Origin of the sequence: Deinococcus planocerae, from assembly GCF_002869765.1 — a bacterium.
GTDB classification, from domain to species: Bacteria; Deinococcota; Deinococci; order Deinococcales; family Deinococcaceae; genus Deinococcus; species Deinococcus planocerae.
Map to the genome: position 1 here is coordinate 93058 of NZ_PNOR01000006.1, position 21606 is coordinate 114663.

25 protein-coding genes are annotated in these 21606 nt (G+C 71.5%); 13 read left to right on the top strand and 12 right to left on the bottom strand.

The genetic code is table 11. The annotated features are described in order from the left end of the window. Positions 1 to 19 precede the first annotated feature (19 nt). The 3 genes from A7B18_RS21265 to A7B18_RS04965 all read left to right on the top strand — a co-directional run bounded on the left by A7B18_RS21265 (position 20) and on the right by A7B18_RS04965 (position 2616). A complete protein-coding gene (locus tag A7B18_RS21265) occupies positions 20 to 316 on the top strand; it encodes a MafI2 family immunity protein (protein WP_180970022.1) in 297 nt (98 codons plus the stop codon). A 27-nt stretch (positions 317 to 343) separates the two neighbouring features. Continuing rightward, on the top strand, positions 344 to 1684 hold the full coding sequence (locus A7B18_RS04960) for a GH1 family beta-glucosidase (RefSeq protein WP_102125578.1): 1341 nt from the start codon (positions 344 to 346) through the stop codon (positions 1682 to 1684). Positions 1685 to 1797: 113 nt separating this feature from the next. Next, positions 1798 to 2616, top strand: a complete 819-nt coding sequence (locus A7B18_RS04965) for a MerR family transcriptional regulator (RefSeq protein ID WP_102125579.1) — start codon at positions 1798 to 1800, stop codon at positions 2614 to 2616. A 7-nt stretch (positions 2617 to 2623) separates the two neighbouring features. Here A7B18_RS04965 and A7B18_RS04970 read toward each other — a convergent pair whose 3' ends face one another. The 4 genes from A7B18_RS04970 to A7B18_RS04985 form a co-directional block, all read right to left on the bottom strand. Continuing rightward, on the bottom strand, positions 2624 to 4423 hold the full coding sequence (locus A7B18_RS04970) for an ABC transporter ATP-binding protein (protein ID WP_102125580.1): 1800 nt from the start codon (positions 4421 to 4423) through the stop codon (positions 2624 to 2626). A gap of 123 nt (positions 4424 to 4546) precedes the next feature. Continuing rightward, positions 4547 to 6361 (bottom strand): ABC transporter ATP-binding protein, encoded by a 1815-nt coding sequence (locus A7B18_RS04975; protein WP_102125581.1) that lies wholly within the window; start codon positions 6359 to 6361, stop codon positions 4547 to 4549. A gap of 78 nt (positions 6362 to 6439) precedes the next feature. Continuing rightward, a complete protein-coding gene (locus tag A7B18_RS04980) occupies positions 6440 to 6898 on the bottom strand; it encodes a peroxiredoxin (RefSeq protein ID WP_102125582.1) in 459 nt (152 codons plus the stop codon). Positions 6899 to 6925: 27 nt separating this feature from the next. Continuing rightward, the gene (locus A7B18_RS04985) at positions 6926 to 7105 is read right to left on the bottom strand and encodes a hypothetical protein (RefSeq protein ID WP_102125583.1); all 180 of its coding nucleotides are present in this window, start codon (positions 7103 to 7105) and stop codon (positions 6926 to 6928) included. 162 nt (positions 7106 to 7267) lie between these two features. On the opposite strand from A7B18_RS04985, the gene A7B18_RS04990 reads away from it, so the two are divergent. Further along, positions 7268 to 8362 (top strand): acyl-ACP desaturase, encoded by a 1095-nt coding sequence (locus tag A7B18_RS04990; protein WP_102125584.1) that lies wholly within the window; start codon positions 7268 to 7270, stop codon positions 8360 to 8362. Between the two features lie 278 nt (positions 8363 to 8640). Further along, the gene (chrA, locus tag A7B18_RS04995) at positions 8641 to 9801 is read left to right on the top strand and encodes a chromate efflux transporter (RefSeq protein WP_102125585.1); all 1161 of its coding nucleotides are present in this window, start codon (positions 8641 to 8643) and stop codon (positions 9799 to 9801) included. A 13-nt stretch (positions 9802 to 9814) separates the two neighbouring features. Here the strand turns inward: chrA and A7B18_RS05000 are convergent, their stop codons facing one another. Both A7B18_RS05000 and A7B18_RS05005 read right to left on the bottom strand, forming a co-directional pair. After that, complete coding sequence (locus tag A7B18_RS05000; RefSeq protein ID WP_102125586.1) at positions 9815 to 10129, bottom strand: YkgJ family cysteine cluster protein; 315 nt, start codon at positions 10127 to 10129, stop codon at positions 9815 to 9817. Positions 10130 to 10232: 103 nt separating this feature from the next. Beyond that, positions 10233 to 11315 carry a pyridoxal phosphate-dependent aminotransferase gene (locus A7B18_RS05005; protein ID WP_102125587.1) on the bottom strand — a complete coding sequence of 361 codons (1083 nt, stop codon included), beginning with the start codon at positions 11313 to 11315 and terminating at the stop codon, positions 10233 to 10235. Between the two features lie 112 nt (positions 11316 to 11427). Here A7B18_RS05005 and A7B18_RS05010 point away from each other — a divergent pair, with 112 nt between their 5' ends. From A7B18_RS05010 to A7B18_RS05020, 3 genes are all read left to right on the top strand, one after another. Next, entirely contained in the window at positions 11428 to 12048 is a 621-nt protein-coding gene (locus A7B18_RS05010) for a TetR/AcrR family transcriptional regulator (protein ID WP_102125588.1), read from the top strand. Then, positions 12045 to 12383 (top strand): hypothetical protein, encoded by a 339-nt coding sequence (locus A7B18_RS05015; protein WP_102125589.1) that lies wholly within the window; start codon positions 12045 to 12047, stop codon positions 12381 to 12383. The genes A7B18_RS05010 and A7B18_RS05015 overlap by 4 nt, the downstream gene beginning before the upstream one ends. A 64-nt stretch (positions 12384 to 12447) precedes the next feature. Continuing rightward, a complete protein-coding gene (locus A7B18_RS05020) occupies positions 12448 to 12903 on the top strand; it encodes a hypothetical protein (RefSeq protein WP_102125590.1) in 456 nt (151 codons plus the stop codon). 60 nt (positions 12904 to 12963) lie between these two features. Here the strand turns inward: A7B18_RS05020 and A7B18_RS21270 are convergent, their stop codons facing one another. Next, the gene (locus tag A7B18_RS21270) at positions 12964 to 13293 is read right to left on the bottom strand and encodes a hypothetical protein (RefSeq protein ID WP_146009460.1); all 330 of its coding nucleotides are present in this window, start codon (positions 13291 to 13293) and stop codon (positions 12964 to 12966) included. Between the two features lie 442 nt (positions 13294 to 13735). Between A7B18_RS21270 and A7B18_RS05025 the strand changes: the two genes are divergently transcribed. Next, positions 13736 to 14119 carry a PDZ domain-containing protein gene (locus A7B18_RS05025; RefSeq protein ID WP_146009461.1) on the top strand — a complete coding sequence of 128 codons (384 nt, stop codon included), beginning with the start codon at positions 13736 to 13738 and terminating at the stop codon, positions 14117 to 14119. Between the two features lie 83 nt (positions 14120 to 14202). On the opposite strand, the gene A7B18_RS05030 is transcribed toward A7B18_RS05025, so the two are convergent. Both A7B18_RS05030 and A7B18_RS05035 read right to left on the bottom strand, forming a co-directional pair. Beyond that, entirely contained in the window at positions 14203 to 14868 is a 666-nt protein-coding gene (locus A7B18_RS05030) for an SRPBCC family protein (RefSeq protein WP_102125592.1), read from the bottom strand. Between the two features lie 131 nt (positions 14869 to 14999). Further along, a complete protein-coding gene (locus A7B18_RS05035; RefSeq protein ID WP_102125593.1) occupies positions 15000 to 15311 on the bottom strand; it encodes a hypothetical protein in 312 nt (103 codons plus the stop codon). Between the two features lie 146 nt (positions 15312 to 15457). On the opposite strand from A7B18_RS05035, the gene A7B18_RS05040 reads away from it, so the two are divergent. The 4 genes from A7B18_RS05040 (at position 15458) to tmpR (ending at position 19101) form a co-directional block, all read left to right on the top strand. Continuing rightward, positions 15458 to 16366: a DMT family transporter gene (locus tag A7B18_RS05040; RefSeq protein WP_102125594.1), complete on the top strand. Its 909-nt coding sequence runs from the start codon at positions 15458 to 15460 to the stop codon at positions 16364 to 16366. 77 nt (positions 16367 to 16443) lie between these two features. After that, the gene (locus A7B18_RS05045; protein WP_102125643.1) at positions 16444 to 17868 is read left to right on the top strand and encodes an ABC transporter permease subunit; all 1425 of its coding nucleotides are present in this window, start codon (positions 16444 to 16446) and stop codon (positions 17866 to 17868) included. A 94-nt stretch (positions 17869 to 17962) separates the two neighbouring features. After that, positions 17963 to 18373 (top strand): NUDIX domain-containing protein, encoded by a 411-nt coding sequence (locus A7B18_RS05050; protein WP_102125644.1) that lies wholly within the window; start codon positions 17963 to 17965, stop codon positions 18371 to 18373. Next, positions 18370 to 19101 (top strand): bifunctional dihydropteridine reductase/dihydrofolate reductase TmpR, encoded by a 732-nt coding sequence (gene tmpR / locus A7B18_RS05055; protein WP_102125595.1) that lies wholly within the window; start codon positions 18370 to 18372, stop codon positions 19099 to 19101. The genes A7B18_RS05050 and tmpR overlap by 4 nt, the downstream gene beginning before the upstream one ends. Before the next feature lie 32 nt (positions 19102 to 19133). Here tmpR and A7B18_RS05060 read toward each other — a convergent pair whose 3' ends face one another. The 3 genes from A7B18_RS05060 to hemC form a co-directional block, all read right to left on the bottom strand. Further along, positions 19134 to 19601 carry a YbaY family lipoprotein gene (locus A7B18_RS05060; protein ID WP_102125596.1) on the bottom strand — a complete coding sequence of 156 codons (468 nt, stop codon included), beginning with the start codon at positions 19599 to 19601 and terminating at the stop codon, positions 19134 to 19136. A 68-nt stretch (positions 19602 to 19669) separates the two neighbouring features. Continuing rightward, positions 19670 to 20650: an asparaginase gene (locus A7B18_RS05065; protein ID WP_102125597.1), complete on the bottom strand. Its 981-nt coding sequence runs from the start codon at positions 20648 to 20650 to the stop codon at positions 19670 to 19672. 25 nt (positions 20651 to 20675) lie between these two features. Next, positions 20676 to 21605 carry a hydroxymethylbilane synthase gene (gene hemC / locus A7B18_RS05070; RefSeq protein WP_102125598.1) on the bottom strand — a complete coding sequence of 310 codons (930 nt, stop codon included), beginning with the start codon at positions 21603 to 21605 and terminating at the stop codon, positions 20676 to 20678. Position 21606 lies beyond the last annotated feature (1 nt).

The following is a 21606-nucleotide window of genomic DNA, read 5'->3' on the forward strand; positions in this document are numbered from 1 at the left end:
TGCCCCACCCGGAGGTGAGTTGGCGAGGGAAACCGTTCTTGCCGCTCTCGTCCGTGCTTTGCTCGGTGTCATCACGCCGGAAATCCGCCGCGTAGGCTTTGTGTTGGACGGGCGAAAGATTCAGGTGGTGTGTATTCACGACGGCTCACCCGGCAAGAGCCTGCGCGAAGACATGAACGACGTGGAAGGCCACATCCTGGGTGACTTCGCCCCGCATGTGGCGGTAGAAATCCAACTGGCTCGGATAGAGACTCCACAGCCCATAGCGAGGGAAGCGGTCTGGGGCTATGCCCGGAAAGAATCGAATCTTTCCTGACGCTTACTCCCCCGTCACAATGCGCCCATGACCCATCTTCCGGCGGACTTCCTGTGGGGCGCGGCGACGGCGGCCTACCAGATCGAGGGGGCGGTGCGCGAGGGCGGGCGCGGCGCGAGCATCTGGGACACCTTCTCCCACACCTGGGGGCACGTGAAGGGCGGCGACACCGGGGACGTGGCCTGCGACCACTACCACCGTTACCAGGAGGACGTGGCGCTGATGCGGGACCTCGGGCTCTCGGCCTACCGCTTCAGCGTCGCGTGGCCGCGCATCCAACCCGAGGGCCGCGGGCGGGCGAACGAGGCGGGCCTCGCCTTCTACGACCGGCTGGTGGACGAGCTGCTGGGGGTGGGCATCCAGCCGTGGGCGACCCTCTTCCACTGGGACCTGCCGCAGGCGCTGGAGGACGCGGGCGGCTGGAGAAGTCGCGACACGGCCCACCGCTTCGAGGAGTACGCCTTCCTGATCGGGGAGCGGCTGGCCGACCGGGTGGCGGGTTTCATGACGCTGAACGAGCCCGTCGTCGTGTTCCTGCTGGGGCACATCTTCGGGAACCACGCGCCGGGGAAGCGGCTGGGGCTCGCCGGGTTTCCGGTGGCGCACCACCAACTCCTCGGGCACGGGCTGGCGGTGCGGGCGCTGCGCGAGGCGGGGGCGCGGCGGGTAGGAATCGCCAACAACTACGCCCCCGCCTGGCCCGCCAGCGACCGGGAGGCGGACGGGCGGGCGGCGGCGCGGATGGACGCGTGGCGCAACTGGCTCTTTACCGACCCGCTGCTCAGGGGCGAGTACCCGGCAGAGGTCACCGAACTGCTGTCCGAGCGCGTGCCCGGGGCGCTGGAGGCGGTGCGGCCCGGCGACCTCGATCTCATCCGCGAGCCTCTCGACTTCCTGGGTGTGAACTACTACCAGCCCGACTGGGTGCGCGCCGACCTCTTCTCGCCGTTCGGGGGACACACGGGGAGCGTGCCAGGGCGCGAGAAGACGGGCTTCGGCTGGTCCGTCGTGCCCGAGGGGTTGACCCAGGCGCTCACTGGACTCAAGGAGCGGTACGGCGACACCTGCCCGCCCCTGTACGTCACCGAGAGCGGCTGCTCCTCCCCCGACCGGGTAGACGAGCGGGGACGCGTGCGCGACGAGGCCCGCATCCGCTACCACGAGGCTCACCTGGAGGCCGTGTGGGAGGCGATGACCCGGGGGGCGGACGTGCGCGGGTACTTCGCGTGGAGCCTGCTCGACAACTTCGAGTGGGCGGAGGGGTACAGCCAGCGCTTCGGCCTCGTCCACGTGGATTTCGAGACGCTGACCCGAACGCCGAAGGACAGCTACTTCTGGCTTCAGGAGTACCTGCGGGGGCGGGGGTAGGGGGCTCAGGGCGCGTTTCAACGAGGTCGTTGCCGCCTCGTGCGTGTGGAGTGCCGCTCGGCAGCCTGGTGGGGGCTTGACCTTCCCGCTGCCGGAACGCCTAGCGTGCCGTGATGCGAGGTCGCCTGATCATCTCCCGGTTCGCCGTCCTGACGGGCCTCTCCCCAAGAACCCTGCGGTACTACGACGAGATCGGCCTGCTGTGTCCCGAGGCCACGGACGAACTCACCGGCTACCGGTACTACGGCGTCACCCAGGTTGACCTGGCCGTCCGGGTCCGCCGCTGGCGTGAATTGGGGCTGCCCCTCGACGAGATTCAACGCCTGATCGACCGGCCAGACCGCGCGAGGGAGGTCTTTCTTCGTCACGAGCAACGCCTGAGCGCCGAGATCGAGAACCGCCAGCGGTCCCTGCTGCACCTGCGCCCCTTTCTCCAGGAGAACCCTATGGACTACCGCACCGAGCAGCTTTCCCCCCGGCAAACCCTCACCGTCCGCACCCGTCTCCAGCCACCCCACTACGAGGTCATCCCCGAGGCGTTGCGGGAACTGATGATGTACACCAAGGCCCGGGGTTACCGGCCCGACGCTCCCAGCTTCTTCGTCCACCACAACGACGACCGGGGCGAAGGAAGCTCGGTCGAGGTGTGCCTGCCCGTCGCAGGGGACGTGCAACCCGCTGGACGAATAGAGGTGAAGACGTTCGGGGGCGGGCTCGTCTTCGTGGGGCGGTTCGTGGGTCCCTACGACAAGACGGGCGCCGCGTACGCCGCGGTGGTGGAAGAGGCGCTGCGGCGTGGGCTCAGCATCACGGGGGTGACGGCTGAGTTCTACGTGAAGAGTGTGCCGGACACCCCGAACCCGGAGGAGTACGAGACGGACATCGCCTTCTTCCTCGAAGACCTGGGGGAGACGGGGCGACCCCTGACCTGAAGAATCCTCACGCCTCCTCCGCCCACAGCGCCCGCATCTCCGCGCTGCGCTCCAGCAGTTCGGGGAGGGTCCCCTCGCCCGTCAGGCGCCCGCCCTCCAGGATCAGGATGCGGTCGGCGCGGGTCAGGGCGGCGCGGCGGTGGGAGACGACGAGGCAGGTCGTGCCCTCCTCGCGGAAGAGGCCCTCCCACAGCAGGGCTTCCGTGCGGGCGTCGAGCGCACTCGACACGTCGTCGAACACGAGGAGGTCGGCGTGTTGGGCGAGCATCCGGGCGACCGCCGTGCGCTGCACCTGCCCGCCCGAGAGCTTGACCCCGCGCGCCCCGACCTGGGTGTTGAGCCCCCCCGGGAGCCCCGCGAGGTCGGGTTCGAGAACGGCCAGCCGCACGGCTCGCCCCAGCCGTTCCTCGCCTGCGCCCGTCAGCACGTTCTCGCGCAGGGTCTCGGAGAAGAGGCCGGGCAGTTGCGACGTGTACGCCGCGCGGGGCGGCACGAGGAAGGTGGCGGGGTCGGGCACCTCCTCCCCGTTCCAGAGGAGGCGGCCCTCATCAATGGGGATCAGGCCCAGGAGGGCCCGCAGCAGGGTCGTCTTCCCGCTGCCGATGCGCCCGGTGACGACCACGAACTCGCCCCGGCGCACGGTGAAGCTCACGTCGGTCACGCCCAGACCGCTGGCGTGGTGGGCGGTCAAGCCTTCGATGCGCAGCTCACGCAGGGGGAGGGGCCGGGGGGCAGGGAGGGGGGCGGGCGGGTCCTCGTGGAGGAAGGTGGGGTGGTGGGCGACGGGGGTGCCGGGGGGCGCGTCCTGCAAGAGGCGCTCCATGCGGTCGTAGCTGACCCCGGTACGGCGGTGGCGGGCGATGGCGTCGCCGAAAAAGCCCATGCTTCCGGTCAGGCGCGGCAGCAGGCCGATGAAGAGCACGAAGTCGGCCACGTCCATCGCGCCGCCGCGCACCCGGCTCGCGCCGAGGAGGAGCACCAGCCCGACCGCCACGTTCACCATGTTGGTGTTCACGCCCCGGATCAGCTCGGTGAGGAGCACGTCGCGCAGGGCGGCGCGGCGGCGGACCTCTCCCAGCGCGGCGAGGTGCGCGACCATGCCCCCCTCGCGGGCGGCGAGCTTGACCGCCGAGACGGCCCCGAACGTCTCGCCGATGAAGTCGGTCACCCGGGCGGTCGCCTCGCGCAGGCGGCGGCGGTAGGCGCGGATGACGGGCGAGAGGCGCTGCACGAACACGACCATCAGGAGCAAGGGCGCGCACACGAGCGCGGTGATGAGGGGGTCCACCCGGCTCATCAGCAAGGCGGCGATCACCGAGTAGGCGACGAAGCCCACCCCGTCCACCCAGACCTCGGTGTAGGCGGCCACGTCGTCCACGTCGTCGCGGAAGCGGCTGACCGCCTCGGCGGGCGTGTCGGGCAGGCGGCGCGAGCCCCGCGCGGTGAGCAGATACGCGAGCAGGTTGCGCCGCACGAGCGCGTCGAGCGTGTACCACAGCTCGATCCAGACCCGGAACCCCCCGTAGAAGATGCCGAAGCGGCTGACCCGCACGAACGCGAACCACCCGACCGCCACCCACGCCGCCGCCAGGGCCGTGTTGATGCCTTCCCCGCCCACCCGCAGCCGCTCGGCCTCCTCCAACTGCCGGAACACGTCGCTCACCGCCACCGTGAGCAGGGCGGGCGTGATCCGCACCAGCGTCCACAGCAGGAGGTTGACCGCGAAGAGCCACGGGCGGTAGGCGAAAAGGCGCCCGGAGAGGGCGAGCGTGCGGTCCTGGGCGGCGGGGGGCGGGGAGGTGGTCATGGGAGGCTCCGGGGGCGGTGAGTGGGGCGTGGTCCATGGTGGGTGGGAAAAGCCGGGGAGCGAGGGCGGGAGCAGGAGCGGTCTCCTCCACGGACCACGCCCCACTTCCCACTGACCGCCCCCTCACACCAGCACCCCTTCCCCCGTCACCTCGGCCCCGGCTCCCTCCAGCCCCGCCCGCAGCAGCCCCGCGTAGTGGCTCCCGGGGTCGCGGGCCAGCAGGGCGCGGGGGCCGTCCTCCAGCACCCGGCCCTCCCCCAGGACGAGGATGCGGTCGGCGCGGGCAACCGTCTCCAGGCGGTGCGCGATCACGATGGCGGTGCGCCCGCTCAGCAGCCGGGTCATCGCCTGGGTGAGCTGGGTCTCCGTGGCGGGGTCGAGGCGGCTGCTCGGCTCGTCGAGGATGATCACGGCGGGGTCGCGCAGCATCACCCGCGCGAAGGCGAGGAGCTGGGCCTGCCCCGCGCTGAGGCTCCCGGTGGGCAGGGGCGTGCGGACGCCCTCGGGGAGGCGGGCGAGCCACTCTCCCAGCCCCACCTCGCGCAGGGCGGCCTCCACCCGCTCGTCGGGCACCCCCGGGTCGAAGAAGCTGAGGTTGTCGCGCACGCTGGCCTGGAAGAGCTGCACGTCCTGGGTGACGACGGCGACGCGCGTTCGCAAGCTCTCCAGCCGCACCTCGCGGGTGTCGAGGCCGCCGAGGCGCACCTGCCCGGCGGTCGGGTCGAACAGGCGCGAGACCAGCCGCGTGAGGCTCGTCTTGCCGCTTCCGGTGCGCCCCAGCAGGCCGAGGGTCTGCCCGGCGGGGAGGTGGAAGCTCACGCCCTGCAAAACGGGGCGGACGGCGGGGTCCCCCGGCACGTAGCTGAAGGTCACGTCCTCGAAGGTCAGGTCGAGGGGGCCGGACGGGAGATCACGCGGTCCCTCCGGCAGGGCGGACTGGAGCCCCAGCAATTCGCCCACGCGCACGAGGCTGGCCCCCGCCTTTTGCAGGTCCTGAAGCTGCTGGGTGAGCTGGTCGATGGGTTCTTCCACCATGCTCATGTACTGGTAGAGGAGAAAGGCCGTGCCCAGCGTGATCGCCCCCGCCGCGTACAGGCCCACCGCCGCGGCAAGCACTCCCACGTACCCGACGGCGAAGAGGGCCATGCTGACCTGCCACACAATGCTGCGGCGCCGCCACGACCACGTGCTGCGTCCGAAGAACTCGCGCTGCACCCGCAGGAAACCGCGCAGGTGGTGCTCGCCCGCCCCGAGGGCGCGCACGTCCTCCAGACCCGCCAGCCGCTCCTCCACGTAACCGAAGAGCCGCGCGCTGCTCTCGCGCTCCAGCCGGGTGGGTTCCACCCCCGCGCGCCGGGTGCGGTTCAGGGCGAGGAGCGTCACGGCGGCGAAGACGGCCACGCCGAGCCCCACCCGCCAGTCCTCCAGGAAGAACATCACGAGGGCGCCCGCGAGGAGCAGGGCCGCGCCGAACACCCGCACCGCGAACTGCGAGAAGAAGTTGCTCAGGGCCGTCACGTCCCCGTCGATGCGCTCGATCATCTCACCGGGGGTGCGCTCCTGGTGCTCGCGCAGGTCGAGCGAGAGGAGGTGGCACATCAGGTCGGCGCGCAGCCTATTCGTCGCCGTCCACCCCACCTGCGCCCCCACGTACGTCGCCCCCGCCGTGAGCAGTTGCACCCCCACGCCGAGCGCGATGTAGGCGCCCGCCAGCCGCGCGAGGAGGCCCACGTCGGCCCCCGCGCCCAGCTTCGCCCCGTCCACGAACTGCCTGAGCAGTTGCGGCAACAGCAGGTTCAGGCCCGTGCCCGTCAGCAGCAGGGCGGCGAGGGCGGCCACCTGCCCGCGCAGCGGCCCCAGGTACTCGCGCAGCACCCGCGCGGCCCCGAAGCGCGGTGGTGAGGGAGGGGGCGGGGAGGAGCCGGGCGCACCTTGCATCCCTTCAGGCTAGAGCACCGGGGAGCGGGACGGCATCCGCCGAGTGGCGCAGTCGGGGAGCCTCCGGTCAGGCCGACGTCACGTCAACGCCGCGATCTTGCCCAGCACGACTTCCGGCCTGACCGTGTACTCGCTCGTCTTGGCCTCGACGTGCTCGAAGCGCACGACGCCCGCCTTGTCGATCAGGAACACCGCCCGCCCGCTGATGCCGCGCTCGTCGATGGCCACCCCGTACTGCCGGGCGACCGCGAGGTTCATGTCGGCGAGGAGGGGCACCTCGATGCCGTACTCGGCGGCCCAGGCCTTGTGGGCGTACACGCTGTCGCGGTTGACGCCCAAGACCACGGCGCCCGCCTCGGCGAAGTCGTCCTGGCGCCCGGAATACTCGGGCAATTGCATGGAGCACACCGGGCTGAAGTCGAGGGGGTAGAACACCAGCACCACGTGCTTGTGCCCACGGTAACTGCTCAGGGTCACCGGCTCGCCGCCCGTGGAGGGCAGCGTGAAATCGGGCGCGGGCTGACCGAGAAGGCTCATGGCGAGAGTGTAGCGGGCGGGCAGGGATCACCCCGATTTTCTGAACATTCCCCAGACCCATCCGGCGATGACGGGAAGAAGAATGAAGGCCGCAGTGAGCAATCCGCCCCAGCCCCAGCCGTAAGCCCGGTTCGCCAGCCCCAGCGCCGCACAGACGAGGGCGAACAGGACGAGCCAGGGGAAGGGGCCCCGCGTCTTTTTCGTCATGCGCCAGTCTAGAGGGGCAGGGGTCGGACCCCGACGAAGGATGAAGACCACCCCCGTTTGTACCGCGTCCCCATTCACGGCCCCGCCGTGGGAGGGGGGATAGCCTGTCTGCGTACCGTCCCCTCCCCTGCACGCACGTCCGGGACGGCAAGGAGGCCCCACATGGCTGACATCATGCCCCCCAACATGCTGAACGAGCGACCGCGCACGCCCGCCGGGCTGCTGAGCAACGCTGAAAAAGACCGCCTGATCGAGCGCGGCTTCCTGGGGCTGTACCGCTGGTACACCGCCCGCAGCCAGGAGACGCGCAACTGGAACCCCGACCAGAGCTTCGACTGGCGGGCGATGAACAAGAACCTCCCGCCCGAGATCGTCACGGTGATGCAGGGCTTTTTCGCGGTCGAGCAGTACGCGCCCGACTTCACGAGCAGCCTGCTCTACCTCGTGCGGCGTTCGCATGGCCGCAGCCACTTCCAGCTCCGCTGGGGCAGCGAGGAAGAGAAGCACGCCGACGCCTGGGAGAACGCCGTGCTCTTCTCCGAGCAGCGCAGCCCCGAGTGGATCGCCGAGTACAAGCACCGCCTGAAGTCGCAGACCTGGGAGCTGCCCTTCCCGGACGCGATCCACAACCTCGTGTACACCGTGTTTCAGGAGCGGGCCACCCAGCTCAACTACCTGAACATGATGAAAATTGCCCAGGGCAAGAGCGAGAAGCCGCACCTCGCGGGCATCTCCGACCCCGTGCTCGCCCGGGTCGCGCAGACCATCGCGGTGGACGAGGCGGCGCACTACAACTTCTTTCTAGAGGGCGTGCGGATGTACCTCTATTACTACCCCGAGCGCACGCTGGGCGCCATCAAGAACGTGATCGGGCAGTTCTCGATGCCTGCCGCGCAGCTCGTGCCCGACTGGCAGGAGTTCTCGGAGACGGTGTACCGCGCCGGGATCTACGGCCCGCGCGATTTCAACCGCGACGTGATGCAGGTGGCTTTCCGCAACCTCGGCATCGAGAGCCGCAAGGCGCTGGAGGAAGGCATCAAGAAGACCCGCGAGGTCCCGGACTTCGAGGGCGGCAACTTCAAGACGACCGCCATCTTCGACACCTTCGACTACGGCGCGGTCGAGGGCGACGTGCGCAGGCTCCACGTCAAGATTCAGGAGTACGAGAAGAGCTTCGGCATGGACCGGCTCGACCCCACCGTCTTCGTGGAGAATCCCGCCGTGCCGAAAAAGGGCGGCCAGGCGGCGGACGACTGAGGGAGGCGGCCAGCGAGGACGGGAGGGCTCCTGCTTCGGCGGCGGGCCTTTCCCTTTATGGCAGAGTGCAAAATGTTTTCATGCTGATTTGTAAAGCTGCGCAGCAGAGCGCAAGCGAAGCATCCCCAAACGAGGGGTCCCTTCGCTGCGCTCAGGGTGACAAGCCTTGAGCGCCCCGCCATGGTGGGGAGAGGTCCCGCCTGCCGCGCCCCCGGAGCCTCGTTGACACCCGTCGGCATGACGGCCCCCTCGACCTCCGCCCGCTACGCTGAGACCCGATGCGCGCCCTTGAAGTGTTCACGGTGTTCCTGCGGCTGGGGCTCACGAGCTTCGGGGGGCCGGTGGCGCACCTGGGCTACTTCCGCTCGGAGATCGTGGCCCGGCGCGGCTGGGTCAGCGAGGCGGGGTACGCGGACGTGGTGGCGCTCGCCCAGTTTCTGCCGGGGCCCGCGAGCAGCCAGACGGGGATGGCCCTGGGGCCGCTGCGGGCGGGGTGGGCAGGGCTGCTCGCCGCCTGGGCCGCCTTCACCCTGCCGAGCGCCCTGCTGATGTTCGCCTTTGCGCGGGGGGTGGCGGGCGCGGGCAGCCTGGGAGACGCGGGATGGCTCGCGGGACTGAAGGTCGCGGCGGTCGCCGTCGTCGCGCAGGCGGTGGCGGGGATGTGGGGGAGCCTCGTCACGGACCGGCTGCGGGCGGGGCTCGCGCTGGGGGTGGCGGCGGCACTCGTGCTCGTGCCGGGGGCGTTCGCGCAGGTGGCGGCGCTCCTGGTGTGCGCGGGGCTCGGGTGGCGCTTTCTTCCGGCGGGCACGGGGGGAGGGGGCAGCCTGCCGCGCGTGACTGTCTCCCGCCGGGTGGGGGCGGCGCTGCTCCTCGTCTGCGGGGGGCTGCTCCTGCTCCTCCCCCTCCTCGCGCCGCTGGGGGCGGGGTGGGCGCTCGCGGACGCGACCTTCCGGGCCGGGGCCCTCGTGTTCGGCGGCGGACATGTGGTGCTGCCGCTGCTGGAGACGGGCTTCGTCCCCCGCTTCCTGACCCACGAGACCTTCGTCGCCGGGTACGGGGCGGCGAACGCGGTCCCGGGGCCGCTTTTCACCTTCGCCACCTACCTCGGGGCGGCGCAGACGGCGCTTCCGGCCTGGGCCGGGGCGGTCATCGCCACGCTCGGCGTCTTCCTCCCCGGCGCGCTCCTGATGGCGGGCACCCTCCCCTTCTGGGCCACGCTGGCCGCCCGTCCCGCCGCGCGCTCGGCCCTGGCTGGCTTGAATGCGGGCGTGGTGGGGCTGCTCCTCGCCGCGCTGTACGATCCCGTCTTCACCTCGGGCACCCGCGGCCCGCGCGAGGCGGCCCTGGCTCTGCTCGCCTACGCGGGGCTGACGGCGGGGCGGCTTCCGGCCTGGGCCGTCGTCGGGGCCTGCGCCGGGCTGGGGTGGGTGGGGCTGTGACCCGACCATCCGCTCAGCGCGCGTGATGAGCGGTCAGAGCCTCTTCCTCCAGCCCGTAGATCTGGAGAAACCGCGCCACCCGCGCCGCCAGGGTAGGCAGGGGCGCGACCTCGCCGCACACCCAGTCGGGCCGGTAGTTGCGGCACACTCCGGGCCGCGCCGAGTACACGGCACACAGGCAGTCGTGCCCCAGGTGGACGCAGGAAACGCCCAGCGGCTTGCCGAGCGCGTGGATGTCAGGCGCCGCGCAACACGCCCCACACGCCGTGCAGTCCCGCACGAGCGGGGAGCGGGGCGGGAGGTCGGGGGGCGCGGCGAAGGGGTCCATAGGGGGCGGTGCGCGGGACGCGGTTGGAGGAAGGCTAACGCCCTCGCCCCAGTTGCTGTGTGACCCCGGCCCCGCGTGGCATGAGCCGCCTCCCACCGCGCCCCTACCGGAAGTCGCGCGCCGCCGCCAGCAGGGCGTCGTTCTCAGCGGGCGTGCCGATCCCCACCCGCAGGCAACCTTGCAGACCCGGCAACCTGTCCTGACGGCGCACCACGATGCCGTGCGAAAGGAGGTGACGGTACGCGGCGTCCGCGTTCGGCGTCCGCAGCAGGAAGAAGTTGGCCTGGCTCGGGTGGGCCCGCCAGACGGGGTGCCCCTCCAGCGCGGCGAGCACGCGGGCCCGCTCGGCGACGACCTCGCGGGCGCGTTCCTCCACGTAGCCGGGGTGTTCGAGGGCCACCTCCAGCGCCGTCTGCGCGAGGATGCCCACGTTGAAGGCGGAGACGAGCTTCTGGACGTGCGAGGCGAGGGTCGGCGTGCCGAGCGCGTAGCCCAGCCGCACGCCCGCCAGCCCCCACGCCTTGCTGAAGGTCCGCAGACCGATGCGGTTGCCGCCCTCCCGGATCAGCGCCCGGTAGTCCGTCGCGCTGAACTGGTGGTACGCCTCGTCGAGGACGACCACCCAGCCCTCGGCGGCCCCCACGACCTCGCGCACGGCGGCTTCAGGGTCGGCGTGGCCCGTCGGCGCGTGGGGCTGCGTGACGTACAGGACGCCGGGGGGATTCTCGCGCAGGGCCGCCCTGAGCCCGTCGACTGGCAGCGAGAAGTCGGCCCGCAGCGGCACCTGCACGAGCCGCGCCCCGAGAAGCTGCGCCTCTAGGGTGTACACGCTGAAGGTGGGGCTGACCGTCAGCACCGTCTGCCCGATGCCCGCGAGTTCGGTGAGGAGCTTGATCAAGACGTTGCTGCCCGGCGTGACGACCACGCCCTCCGGGTCCCAGCCCTCGAACTGGGCGATGCGCTCCCGCAGGGTGTCCGCGTGCAGGTCGGGGTAACGGTTCCAGGGCCGGGCGAGCATCCGCTCGGCGGCGAGGGCCTTGAGCCCCTCGGGGAAATCGTAGGCGCTCTCGTTCTGGTCGAGCTTGACGGGCACGTCGATGGGCGTGAAGGGGTAAGCGGCCACGGCGCGCACGGCGTCGCGCACCCCTGCCGGATCGTCCGTGCGGGAGAGGGGTTCGGAGGTCATGGGGCCCATTCTCCCACCCGGGCCCCGCCGCGCGTCCACCCAGGCCAAACGGACGTTCGTTCTGCTCGCGTGGTAACTTGCCTCAGACGCGCCCCGCGCTTCCTCCCCGTCCATGACCGACCTGCCCGCCGACCCTCCCACCCCCGCCCGCACCCGCCGGGAGCAGATTCACGACGTGGCGAGCCGCCTGTTTTCCGAGCGCGGCTACCACGCGACGAGTATGCGCGACCTCGCCGGGGAGCTGGGGATGCAGGGGGGCAGCCTCTACGCCCACATCAGCGGCAAGGAGGAACTGCTCATCGAGATCGTGAACCGCGCGGCGCGGCAGTTCGACGCGGCCCTCTTCACCCTGCGGGATGAGCCGCTGTCCGCCGAGGCCAAGTTGCGCGAGGCGATGTACCGCCACCTGCGGGTGGTCGCCGACAACATGGAGAGTGCCACCGTCTTCTTCCACGAGTGGAAGCACCTCTCGCCCGGGGCGTACCGCCACGTCACCGACTGGCGCGACACCATCGACACCTTTTACCGCGACCTCGTGCGGCAGGGCATCGCCGAGGGCACCCTCCGCGCCGACCTCGACGTGAGGATGGCCGCCAACCTGATCCTCTCCGCCGTGAACTGGGCCTACACGTGGTACCGCCCCGGCGGCCCCCTCTCGCCGCGCGACGTGGCGGAGGGCTACGCCGACATGCTGCTCGGCGGCCTGCGCGCCGGGACAGGAGAGGGCGCGTGAGTTTTCCCACCGTCACCGTCCGCATCCGCGACGCGCTGCGCTACGCCCAGGGCCGCGCCGAGAACCTGGGCCGCACCCAGCAGCTCGAACTCGACCCCAACCTCTTTATCCGCATCGCGCCGGGGGGGCGCCGCTTCCTGCTCTTTTGCCTCGACGGCGAGCCCGACCACGCCACCGCCCGCGCCATTGCGGGGGCGCTGGGCCTGAAAGACCCCCAGTACGGCTGGCACCAGGGCGCGACCCTGCGCTCGCTGACGGTGGTCGAGGCGGGATCGGAGGGAGACTCCGGCACGAATTCCCCGGCCCGCCCCGAAGCTGACGGGGAGATGAGCTGAGAGCCCTCCCGGTGGGGCCTCTTCCCTTCACCTCGGCAGAACGGGCGCGACTACAGTGACCCGTATGCGAAAACTTCTCCTGCTGGGGCTGCCCCTCGTCATCGCCGCTTGCAGCACGGTCGGCGTTCCCGACGGGGACGTGACGGGCGACATCACGGGCGCTCCCACGAACCAGGGCACCATCCGGCTCGCTCTGCTCGGCCTGACCTTCGGCGGCGCGGTCAACGAGAGCGTCGAGCAGTTCGCCGTGACCCCCACCGACCGGGGCGTGTACGCGATCAGCCTGCCCGCCACTCCCCGTGACGGCGGGTACGAGGTCATCGCCTACGCCGACCGCAACGGCAACGGGAATTACGACTCGGGCGAGACGCGCACCCAATCGAACGGCAAGATTCTCGCCTACACCAGCAGCAACTTCGTCGGCAGCGTGACTGGACTCAGCCAGGGCTGGAACCTCATTCAGGACGGCAGGCTCGTCAAGAGCGGCACGCCCTTCAACAACTACGACCTGAGTTTCTGATCCCCGAACCGAAGACGGGAGCCGTCTCCATGAGTGAGACGGCTCCCGCTCCCGTTGACCTCAGTTCGCCGGGTTGGCGCCCTCCATCATGGGTAGGGTGATGACGTGGCCCCGCTCGAACTCCCGCTCCAGGTCGTTCATAACCGGCCTTTCGTGCAGTTGGACTACCACTTCGGCTGGAGCGGACGTGTGGGCGTGTGGACCTACCTCGACACGGGCGGCGGCGCGGTGCTGCTGGGGCGGCGGCTGCGCGAGGAACTGGGCCTCCCGTCCACAGGTGCCCCGGTTCAGGAAGACGGGGCCTGGCTTACCCCTCTTGCTCCGCCTGAGGTGACCGTTCAGGGACGCTCCCTCTCGCTCGACGGCTGCCGGGTCTTCGGGGTGGAACACGACTGGATCGCCCCGGCGGCCTTCGGTGCCCCCGCGTTTCTCCCCGCCAGATTCTTCAGGCCCCAGAGCGTGACTTTCGATTACCCGGGACGAACGCTTCGTCTCGACCAGCCGGGCACTCTCGCTGGAGATGCCTCTTTTCCTGTCGGCGTGCGTCCCGAGACGGCGTTCTTGCGGGTGGAACTGGAGATCGCGGGCGAGCGGCTCGGCTTCCTGCTGGACACCGGGGCGTCTTACAGCATGGTTTCGGAGGCGGTGCTGGAAACCTGGAAGCGCGGGCACCCGACGTGGCGCTCTGTGACGGGAGCCCACGGGCACGCCCTTCGAGGCCGGGTGCCGGATGGTCCGGGTGCCCGAGGTCGGATGGGGCCCTCTTCGGCTGACGGAGGTCGGCTTCGTGACGCGGCCAACCGGCGTTTTCGAGGAGCACATGTCGTCCAGGATGACCGCCCCCGTGGTGGGTGCGCTCGCCGGAAACGTCTTGCGCCACCTGCGGGTCACCGTGGACTACCGGAACGGGCGGCTGGCCGTGGTGCCCGCCCGAACCGCGTGCGGGGACGATCTCCACGCCCTCGGCCTGACGGTTCGGCAGACCGGGGGGCGGTCCTTCGTGCAGGCCGTCGCCGAGTCGGCCCATGAACACACCCGGCAGGAAGTCGAGGTCGGCGATGAGGTCCTGACGGCTGGGGGAACAGACCTGCGAGACCGGAACTTGACGGAGGTCGTCGAAGCCCTCTGCGCTCGGGAGGGGACAGCCATCGAGCTGCGGCTGGGGCGCGAAGGTGAGACACGGCGGCGACACTTGACGACGGTCGCCCTGCTTTGAGGCGCGAATACCGGTGGGGCCGCCCCGCGTTCTGACAAGAGGGGAGGCGGCGGCCCGCGAGCCACCGCCTCCCCTCTCCCGACTCAGTTCGCCGGGTTCGAGCCCTCGAAGGTCGTCTTGAACTTTTGGAGGTCCTCGGCGATCTGCTGGCTGGGCTCCTCGCCGAAGAGCTTGGCGACGGCGGCCCCCAGCGCCCCGGCGGGCGGGCGGTAGGAGAGCGCGACGTGGACGCGGGTGCCCCCGTTCGGGAGATTCTCGAACTGAACGCTGCCCGCGTTGTCCACGGTGGCGCCGGGCAAGGAGTGCCAGCCGATGCGCTCGCCGGGCTTGTCGTTGACGATCTCGGCCTCCCACTCGACGTGGGTGCCCAGCGGCGCCTTGGCGACCCAGCGGCTGCGGCGCTCGTCGAGGACGGAGACGCTTTCCAGGTGGCTCATGATGCTGGGAAGGTTGTCGAGCTTGCGCCAGTAATCGTACACCTGCTGCGCCGGGCGGTCCACGACCACGCTGTGCTCGACGAAAATCGGCTTGGCCGCCGCCGCACTGCCGCTCAGGCCCGCCGCCGCCATCACCGGGTCGTTGCCGGTCGCCGCGCGGTAGGCGAGGTAGCCGCCCACCGCCGCCATCCCCAGGCCCAGAATGCCGCGCCGACGCAGGCCCATCAGCATCAGGGCCCCGCCCGCCGCCCCGCTGATCACACGGCCCTGGTCCATGCCCTTGCCCTGCTCACCGCTGTTCGTATTCGTCATGAAGGGTTCCTCCGCTCCGGGCAGTCTAGGGGGTGTTCTCATGGACCCGGTGAATGCTTCCCCAAGTCACATTAAAGGGCCCTCCCACCCGACAGGCGTCTTCGGGTGGGAGCCCTGGGCGGTGAGGACGCTCAGCCGTTGTCGTTCCGGTCGTTGCCGCTCGCGCCGATGATGTCGGCGTCCCGGCCCTCTCCGGTCGGGTTGACCATCCCGCTGTTGTCCATTTGGCGGGCGGGGTCGCTCTGCCCGTCCGCGGGGAGGGCGCCGGACTGGCCCGAGCCCTGGTGTTGGTCCTCGATGGTCTCGGTCGCGTTCTGGTCTGCCTGGGTCGCCGGGCCGCCGGGCATGGAGGCGTCGAGGTTGGTGTTCGCGTCGGGGGCGTTGTCGCCAGCGCCCATGTACGACTCGTTCGTTTCACCGGCGCCCTTGTTGCGTTCGTCCATAGGAGACCTCCTGGGGGGGTCGGGCCGTGCTCGTGAGGGTGCTTCTGGAAAGGCCATGCTCCCCGGGCCGGGCGCGGGGCGGATGTGCCCGCCTTGAGGGCCCGCTCACGCTCGCCCTCCCGGCTGGCCGCGCTAGGCTGGCGGGCGTGAGCCGATCCGTCTCCTCCCGCGCGCCGCAGATCGGTCGTCTCGACGCCCTCTCGCTGGGAGCGATCCTCGTCACCCTGGTGTTCTGGGCGTCGGCGTTCGCGGGTATCCGGGCCGGACTGGAGGCGTTCACGCCGGGGCACCTCACGCTCTACCGCTTCCTGGTGGCGGCGGCGGCCCTGATCGTGTACGCCGTGGTCGCGCGCATCCCCGTGCCGCCCGCGCGGGACCTCGGGCAGATTTTCGGGCTCAGCCTCGCCGGGATCACCCTCTACCACCTGCTGCTGAACATCGGCGAACTCAGCGTGCCCGCCGGGACGGCCAGCCTGATCGTGGCGGCGGGGCCAGTCATCACGGCGCTGCTCGCCACGCGCTTCGCGGGGGAGCGGCTGGGCGCGCTGGGGTGGCTGGGCACCGGAATCAGCCTGGGCGGGGTCGCGCTGATCGTGCTCGGGCGCGGCGAGAGCGTGGAGTTCACGCGTGGGGCGCTGTTGATCCTGGCGGCGGCCTTTTTCACCAGCCTGTACTTCGTGTTCCAGCGGCCCCTGCTCAGGCGGATGAACCCCCTCCACTTCACGGTCTGGAGCCTGCTGCTGGGCACCCTGCCCCTGCTCGCCTTCCTGCCCGGCTTCGGGGCGGGGCTCCGGGCGGCTCCCCTCCCGGCCCACCTCGCGGTGATCTACCTCGGCCTTTTCCCGTCGGTGCTCGGTTACCTGACGTGGACGTTCGCCCTGGCGCGGGTGGGCGCGAGCACGACGACCTCCTTCCTGTACGTCAGCCCGGTGCTCGCCATCCTGATTGGGTGGCTGTGGCTGGGGGAGGTGCCGGGGCTGATCAGTCTGGTCGGCGGATTGATCGCGGTCGCGGGCGTCATCCTCGTGAACACGCGGGGGAGGCCCGCCCCGTGACCGGCACCCATGAGCGGGGCCGCGCGGAGGCTCCCCGGCAGGCCCCGCCCGTCGCCATCCGGCTGGGTGGGGTCACCATGCGGCTGGGCGGCCTGACGATCCTCGACGACGTGTCGCTGACCGTGCCGCACGGCGAGTTCCTGGCGGTGATCGGCCCGAGCGGCGAGGGCAAGAGCACCCTGCTGCGCGTGCTGGCGGGGCTGCTCCGCCCCCAGGCGGGGACGGTGGAGGTCGCCTCGCCCCCCGCGCTGATGTTTCAGGACGACCGATTGCTGCCGTGGCGCACCGCCCTGCGCAACGTGCGGCTGCCGCGGGACCTCGGGGCGGGAGGTGGCCTGGAGCCGGGGGAGGCGCTGCACCTCGTCGGCCTGGATCACTACGCGGGCTACTTCCCGGGGCAGCTCTCGGGCGGGATGCGGGCGCGGGTGGCGCTCGCCCGCGCGCTCGCCCAGAGCGGCGACGTGCTGCTCCTCGACGAGCCCTTCGCGGCCCTCGACGCCCTCGTGCGCGAGCGCTTCAACGCCGAGCTGCGTCACCTCCACGACAAGACCGGGCGCACGACGGTGCTCGTGACCCACTCCATCCGGGAGGCCGCCACCCTCGCCGACCGGGTGGCCGTGCTGCGCGCGGGGCGGATCGTGGAGATTCTGGACACCCGGCAAAAGACCCACGCCCCGGCGGCGAGCCCGGTCGAGGCCCACCTGCGCGCGCTGCTGGGGGCCGGGAACAGCACGCGGCTCGTCGTGGCCCCCAAGGGCCGGGTGCGCCTGGGCTGGCTCGCCCCCACCGCCGCGCTGCTCGTGGGGCTGGGGCTGTGGGAGGTCGGGGCGCGGCTGCTGAACCAGCCCTTCCTCCTCCCCGGCCCCGGGCAGGTGTGGGCGGAGTTCGCCAAGACGCCGGGCGAGTTCCTGGCCTTCACCTGGGGGACGGCGCGGGTGGCGCTCCTCGGGGCGCTGCTCGGGAGCCTCATCGGGGCGCTGGTCGGCTATCCCCTGGGCAAGTCGCGCGCACTCGAACGCTTCCTGAGCCCCTTTGTCGTCGCCTCGCAGAGCACGCCCATCGTGGTCCTCGCGCCGCTGCTGATCACGTGGTTCGGCTTCGGGGCGGTGCCCGCCGTGCTCGTCAGCGCCCTGAGCGCCCTCTATCCCGTCATGGTCGCCACCATCGTGGGGGTGCGGGAGGTGCGGCCCACCGACCACGAACTCTTTTCCACCCTGCGCGCGACCCCCTGGCAGCGGCTGACCCGCCTCGAACTGCCCTCCGCCCTGCCCGTCATGCTCGGCGGGCTGCGGCTGGCGCTCTCGCTCGCCCTGATCGGCGCCGTCGTGTGGGAGTTCGTGAGCAACCAGCCGGGGCTGGGTTTCGCCGTCAACCAGGCCCGCGCGTACTACAACACGCCCCGCCAGTTCGCCGCCATCGTGCTGCTGATCCTCCTGGGGGTGGCGCTGTACGGGGCGGTGGTGGCATTGGAGCGGCGGGTGCTGCGGTACCGGAGGGGGTAGGTGGTTCGTGGGAGGGAGTCAGCGGATGAAGGGCGACGTCAGACCAGACCCCTTCCCACTGACCTTCCCCCGCGCACCGCTTACCCTGCCCCTCATGGACAGGCCAGTCGTCTGCGTGGGAGCGCTCGTGTGGGGGCCGGAGGGGCGGGTGCTGCTCGTCCGCACGACGAAGTGGCGCGGCCTGTGGGGGGTGCCGGGCGGCAAGGTGGACTGGGGCGAGACGCTGGAGGCGGCGGTCCTGCGCGAGTTCCGGGAGGAGACGGGGTTGAGGCTGAGCGACGTGAGGTCCGCCCAGACCCAGGAGGCCGTGCTGAGCCCCGAGTTCCACAAGCCCGCCCACATGGTTCTGGTGGACTTCTTCGCCCGCACCCAGGAGGTCGAGGTCGTCCCCAACGAGGAGATCGAGGCGTGGGCCTGGGTCCCGCTCGCCGGGGCGACGGGCTATCCCCTGAACACCTTCACCCGCACGCTCGTCGAGCTGGCCCTCACGCGGGGCGAGGCGTGACGGGCGGCGGGGAAAAGGGGACGGCCCTCGTCACCGGGGCGGCGCGCGGCATCGGTCGGGCGCTCGCCGTGGCCCTCGCCGCCGAGGGGTACGCGGTGGCCGTCCACTACCGGGGCAGCGAGGCGGACGCGCGGGAGACGGCCCGGCTCTGCGAGGGGGAGGGCGTCCGGGCAACCGTGTCGCGAGCCGAGCTGACGGACCCCGCCCAGGCCCGCGCCCTCGTCCGGGAGGCCCACGCCGCCTTTCCCGGCTCACCCCTCGCCGTCCTCGTGAACAACGTCGGGAATTACGTCCACCGCCCCCTGCTGGAGACGACCGACGCCGAGTGGGCCGATATGCTCGCCTCCAACCTCACCGCCACTTTCGCCACGTGTCAGGAGGCCGCCGGACCCATGCGCGAGGCGGGCTTCGGGCGCATCGTGAACCTGGGGTACGCGGGCGCGCGTCACCTCGTCGCCCGGCCCGGCATCGTGCCCTACGTGATCGCCAAGACGGGCGTGCTCCACCTCTCGCACGCGCTCGCCCGGGTGCTCGCGGGCACGGGCGTCTCGGTGAACGTCGTCTCTCCGGGCGTGATCGAGACCTCCGTCAGCCAGCCCCTGCGCGAGATTCCCGCCGGACGGGTCGGCACCGTCGCCGAACTCGTGGACGCCGCCCTGTATTTCGTCCGGGCGAGCGACTACATAACCGGGCAGGAGCTGGAGGTGGCGGGGGGGTGGAATCTGTAGGGGCCGTCAGCTACGAAAGCTGAGCGCTTCCCTCACCGCACCGCGCTCACCGCCACGTCCTGCACCGCGTTGCGCGCCGTCGGGAGCGGCTGGGGGGTGGTCGTGCGGTAGAGCAGGCGCCCGTCGGGGGCGGTGACGCGGGCGGTCAGGGCGTAGGTGCGGCCCGGACGCAGGCGCACGGGGTTGAACTGGAGCTGGTACGGGGTCGAGAGGCGCGAGATGGGAAAGCTCGCCTGCACCCGGGAGAGGCTGGCCCCCTCCTGGCGCGTCACGTCCTCCAGGCTGACCGTCACGGTGCTTCCGGCGGGCAGCCGCACCTCGGCGGGGGCGCGGACCCGACCGCTGATCACCCGCCACCCGGCGGGCAGATCGGAGGGCACGGCGGGGGCGGCGGAGGGCTGGACGCTCGCGGCGGGCGGAGGGGGCCGGGTGATCGTCATCTGCGCCGGGGCGGACGGGGTGAGCAGCGCGGCGAGGAGCAGGGGCAGGTGAAACCTCATGGGGGTACGTTAGAGCATCCGCCGCCCGCGCCCGGGCAAGAGGTCTGGGGCGCCTCCCGTCCCGGGTCCTAGAACGCCCCCTCCCCGAACACCCGCCGAATCTCCTCCCCGGTCTTTCCCAGGCTCAGCAGGACCATCAGGAGGAGGCGGGCCTTGTGCGCGTTGAGAAAGCTCGCGGGAATCGCCCCCGCCGCCACCAGGGTCGCCCCACCGCCGGGGTAGCCGTAGACGGGGATCACCGGCCCGGCGTGGGTCCGGGTAGCGATCACCACGGGTTTGCCTGCCGCGGTCGTCCGCGCGATCAGGGGCAGCAGCTCGGCGGGGAGGTTCCCGGTGCCCAGGGCGGCGATCACCAGCCCGTCGGCGCGGTCCTCGGCCCCCCCGTACCCTTCCCCCGTCCAGCCCGCGTAGGCGTAGAGAATCTCGACGCGGGCACTCAGCGCCGCCGGGTCGTAGGTGGGCCGGGGCTCGGGCCGGGCGAAGAAACGGACGTGGGCGGTCTCCCCCGCCCGGTCGATCCGCCCGATGGGCCCCGGATACCCCCCGAAGGCGTCCACGGCGGTCGTGTGCACCTTCGTCACGGTGCGCGCGTCGAAGAGGTCCCCGCCGAAGACGACGAGGGGGCCGCGTCCCCGGCTCGCCGGGTGCAGGGCGACGTGCGCGGCGTCGAGGAGGTTGCCGGGCCCGTCCCAGGACACTTCCTCGGCGTGGCGCATGCTCCCCGTCAGGACCACGGGCGTCTGGACGCCGAGCGTCAGGTGCAGCAGGAAGGCCGTCTCCTCCAGCGTGTCGGTGCCGTGGGTGACGACCACCCCGTCGTACCCGGGGGCGAGCCCGGCGATCAGGTGCGAGAGGGCCAGCATGTGCCCCGGCGTGACGTGCGGGCTGGGGAGGGTGAAGGGCCGAACGTCCTCGACCACGACGCCGGGCAGCCCCGGCACGGCGGGCGCCGCCTGGGGCGTGACGCCCGCGCCGTCCGGGCTGGGGCGGCTGGCGATGGTGCCGCCCGTGTGCAGGGCGGCGAGCCGCTTCGTGGGCGGGTCCGTCACCGCCGCGGGGAGACGAACGCTGGCCTCACACCCGCACCGAGTCGATCAGGTCCTGCGCCCCCTGACCCAGCATGTCGGTGGCGAGTTCGGCGCCCAGGTCCGCGCACTCGGTCGGGTCGCCCGAGGTCGTCGCGCGGATGACCTTGCTGCCGTCCACCGCGCCCACCCAGCCCTCCAGGGTGAGGACACCGCCCTTGACGCTCGCGTGGGCGCCGACGGGAGCGAGGCACCCCGCCCCCAGGCCCGCCAGGAACTCGCGCTCGGCGGTCACCCGGTCGTCGGTGCCGTGGTCGTGGATGGCGTAGGCGACCTCGATGTTCAGGTCGTCGTCGGCGCGGGTCTCCAGGGCGAGCGCCCCCTGGCCCGGCGCGGGGAGCATGATGTCCGGCTCCAGAAACTCGTCGATGCGGTGACGCTGCTCGGTGCGGATCAGCCCCGCCGCCGCGAGGATGATCGCGTCGTAATCGGGGGTGCCGATGGCGGCGAGGCGGGTGTCGATGTTGCCCCGCAGGTTGATGACCTCCAGGTCCGGGCGGTAGGCGTGCAAGAAGGCCCGTCTGCGCACGCTGCTCGTGCCCACGCGGGCGCCGGGGGGCAGGTCGGCGAGGCGCTTCATGCCCTCCTTGCCGATCAGGACGTCGCGGGCGTCCACCCGTTTGGGGATCGACGAGACCTCCAGGCCCTCCGGCTGCTCGGTGGGGAGGTCCTTGAGGGAGTGGACCGCGATGTCGACGCGGCCCGAGAGCAGGGCCTCCTCGATCTCCTTGACCCAAAAGCCCTTGTCGCCCTTCTGGGCCATCGCCTCCAGGCTGCCGCGGTTGCGGTCGCCGCCCGTGCTGATGGTCTGAATGCGGAAGTCCGTGTCGGGCCATTCTTCCTTCAGGCGGGCGACCACCCAGCGGGTCTGCGCGAGCGCGAGGTTGCTGCCGCGCGTCCCTATCGTGACCGTACGCATA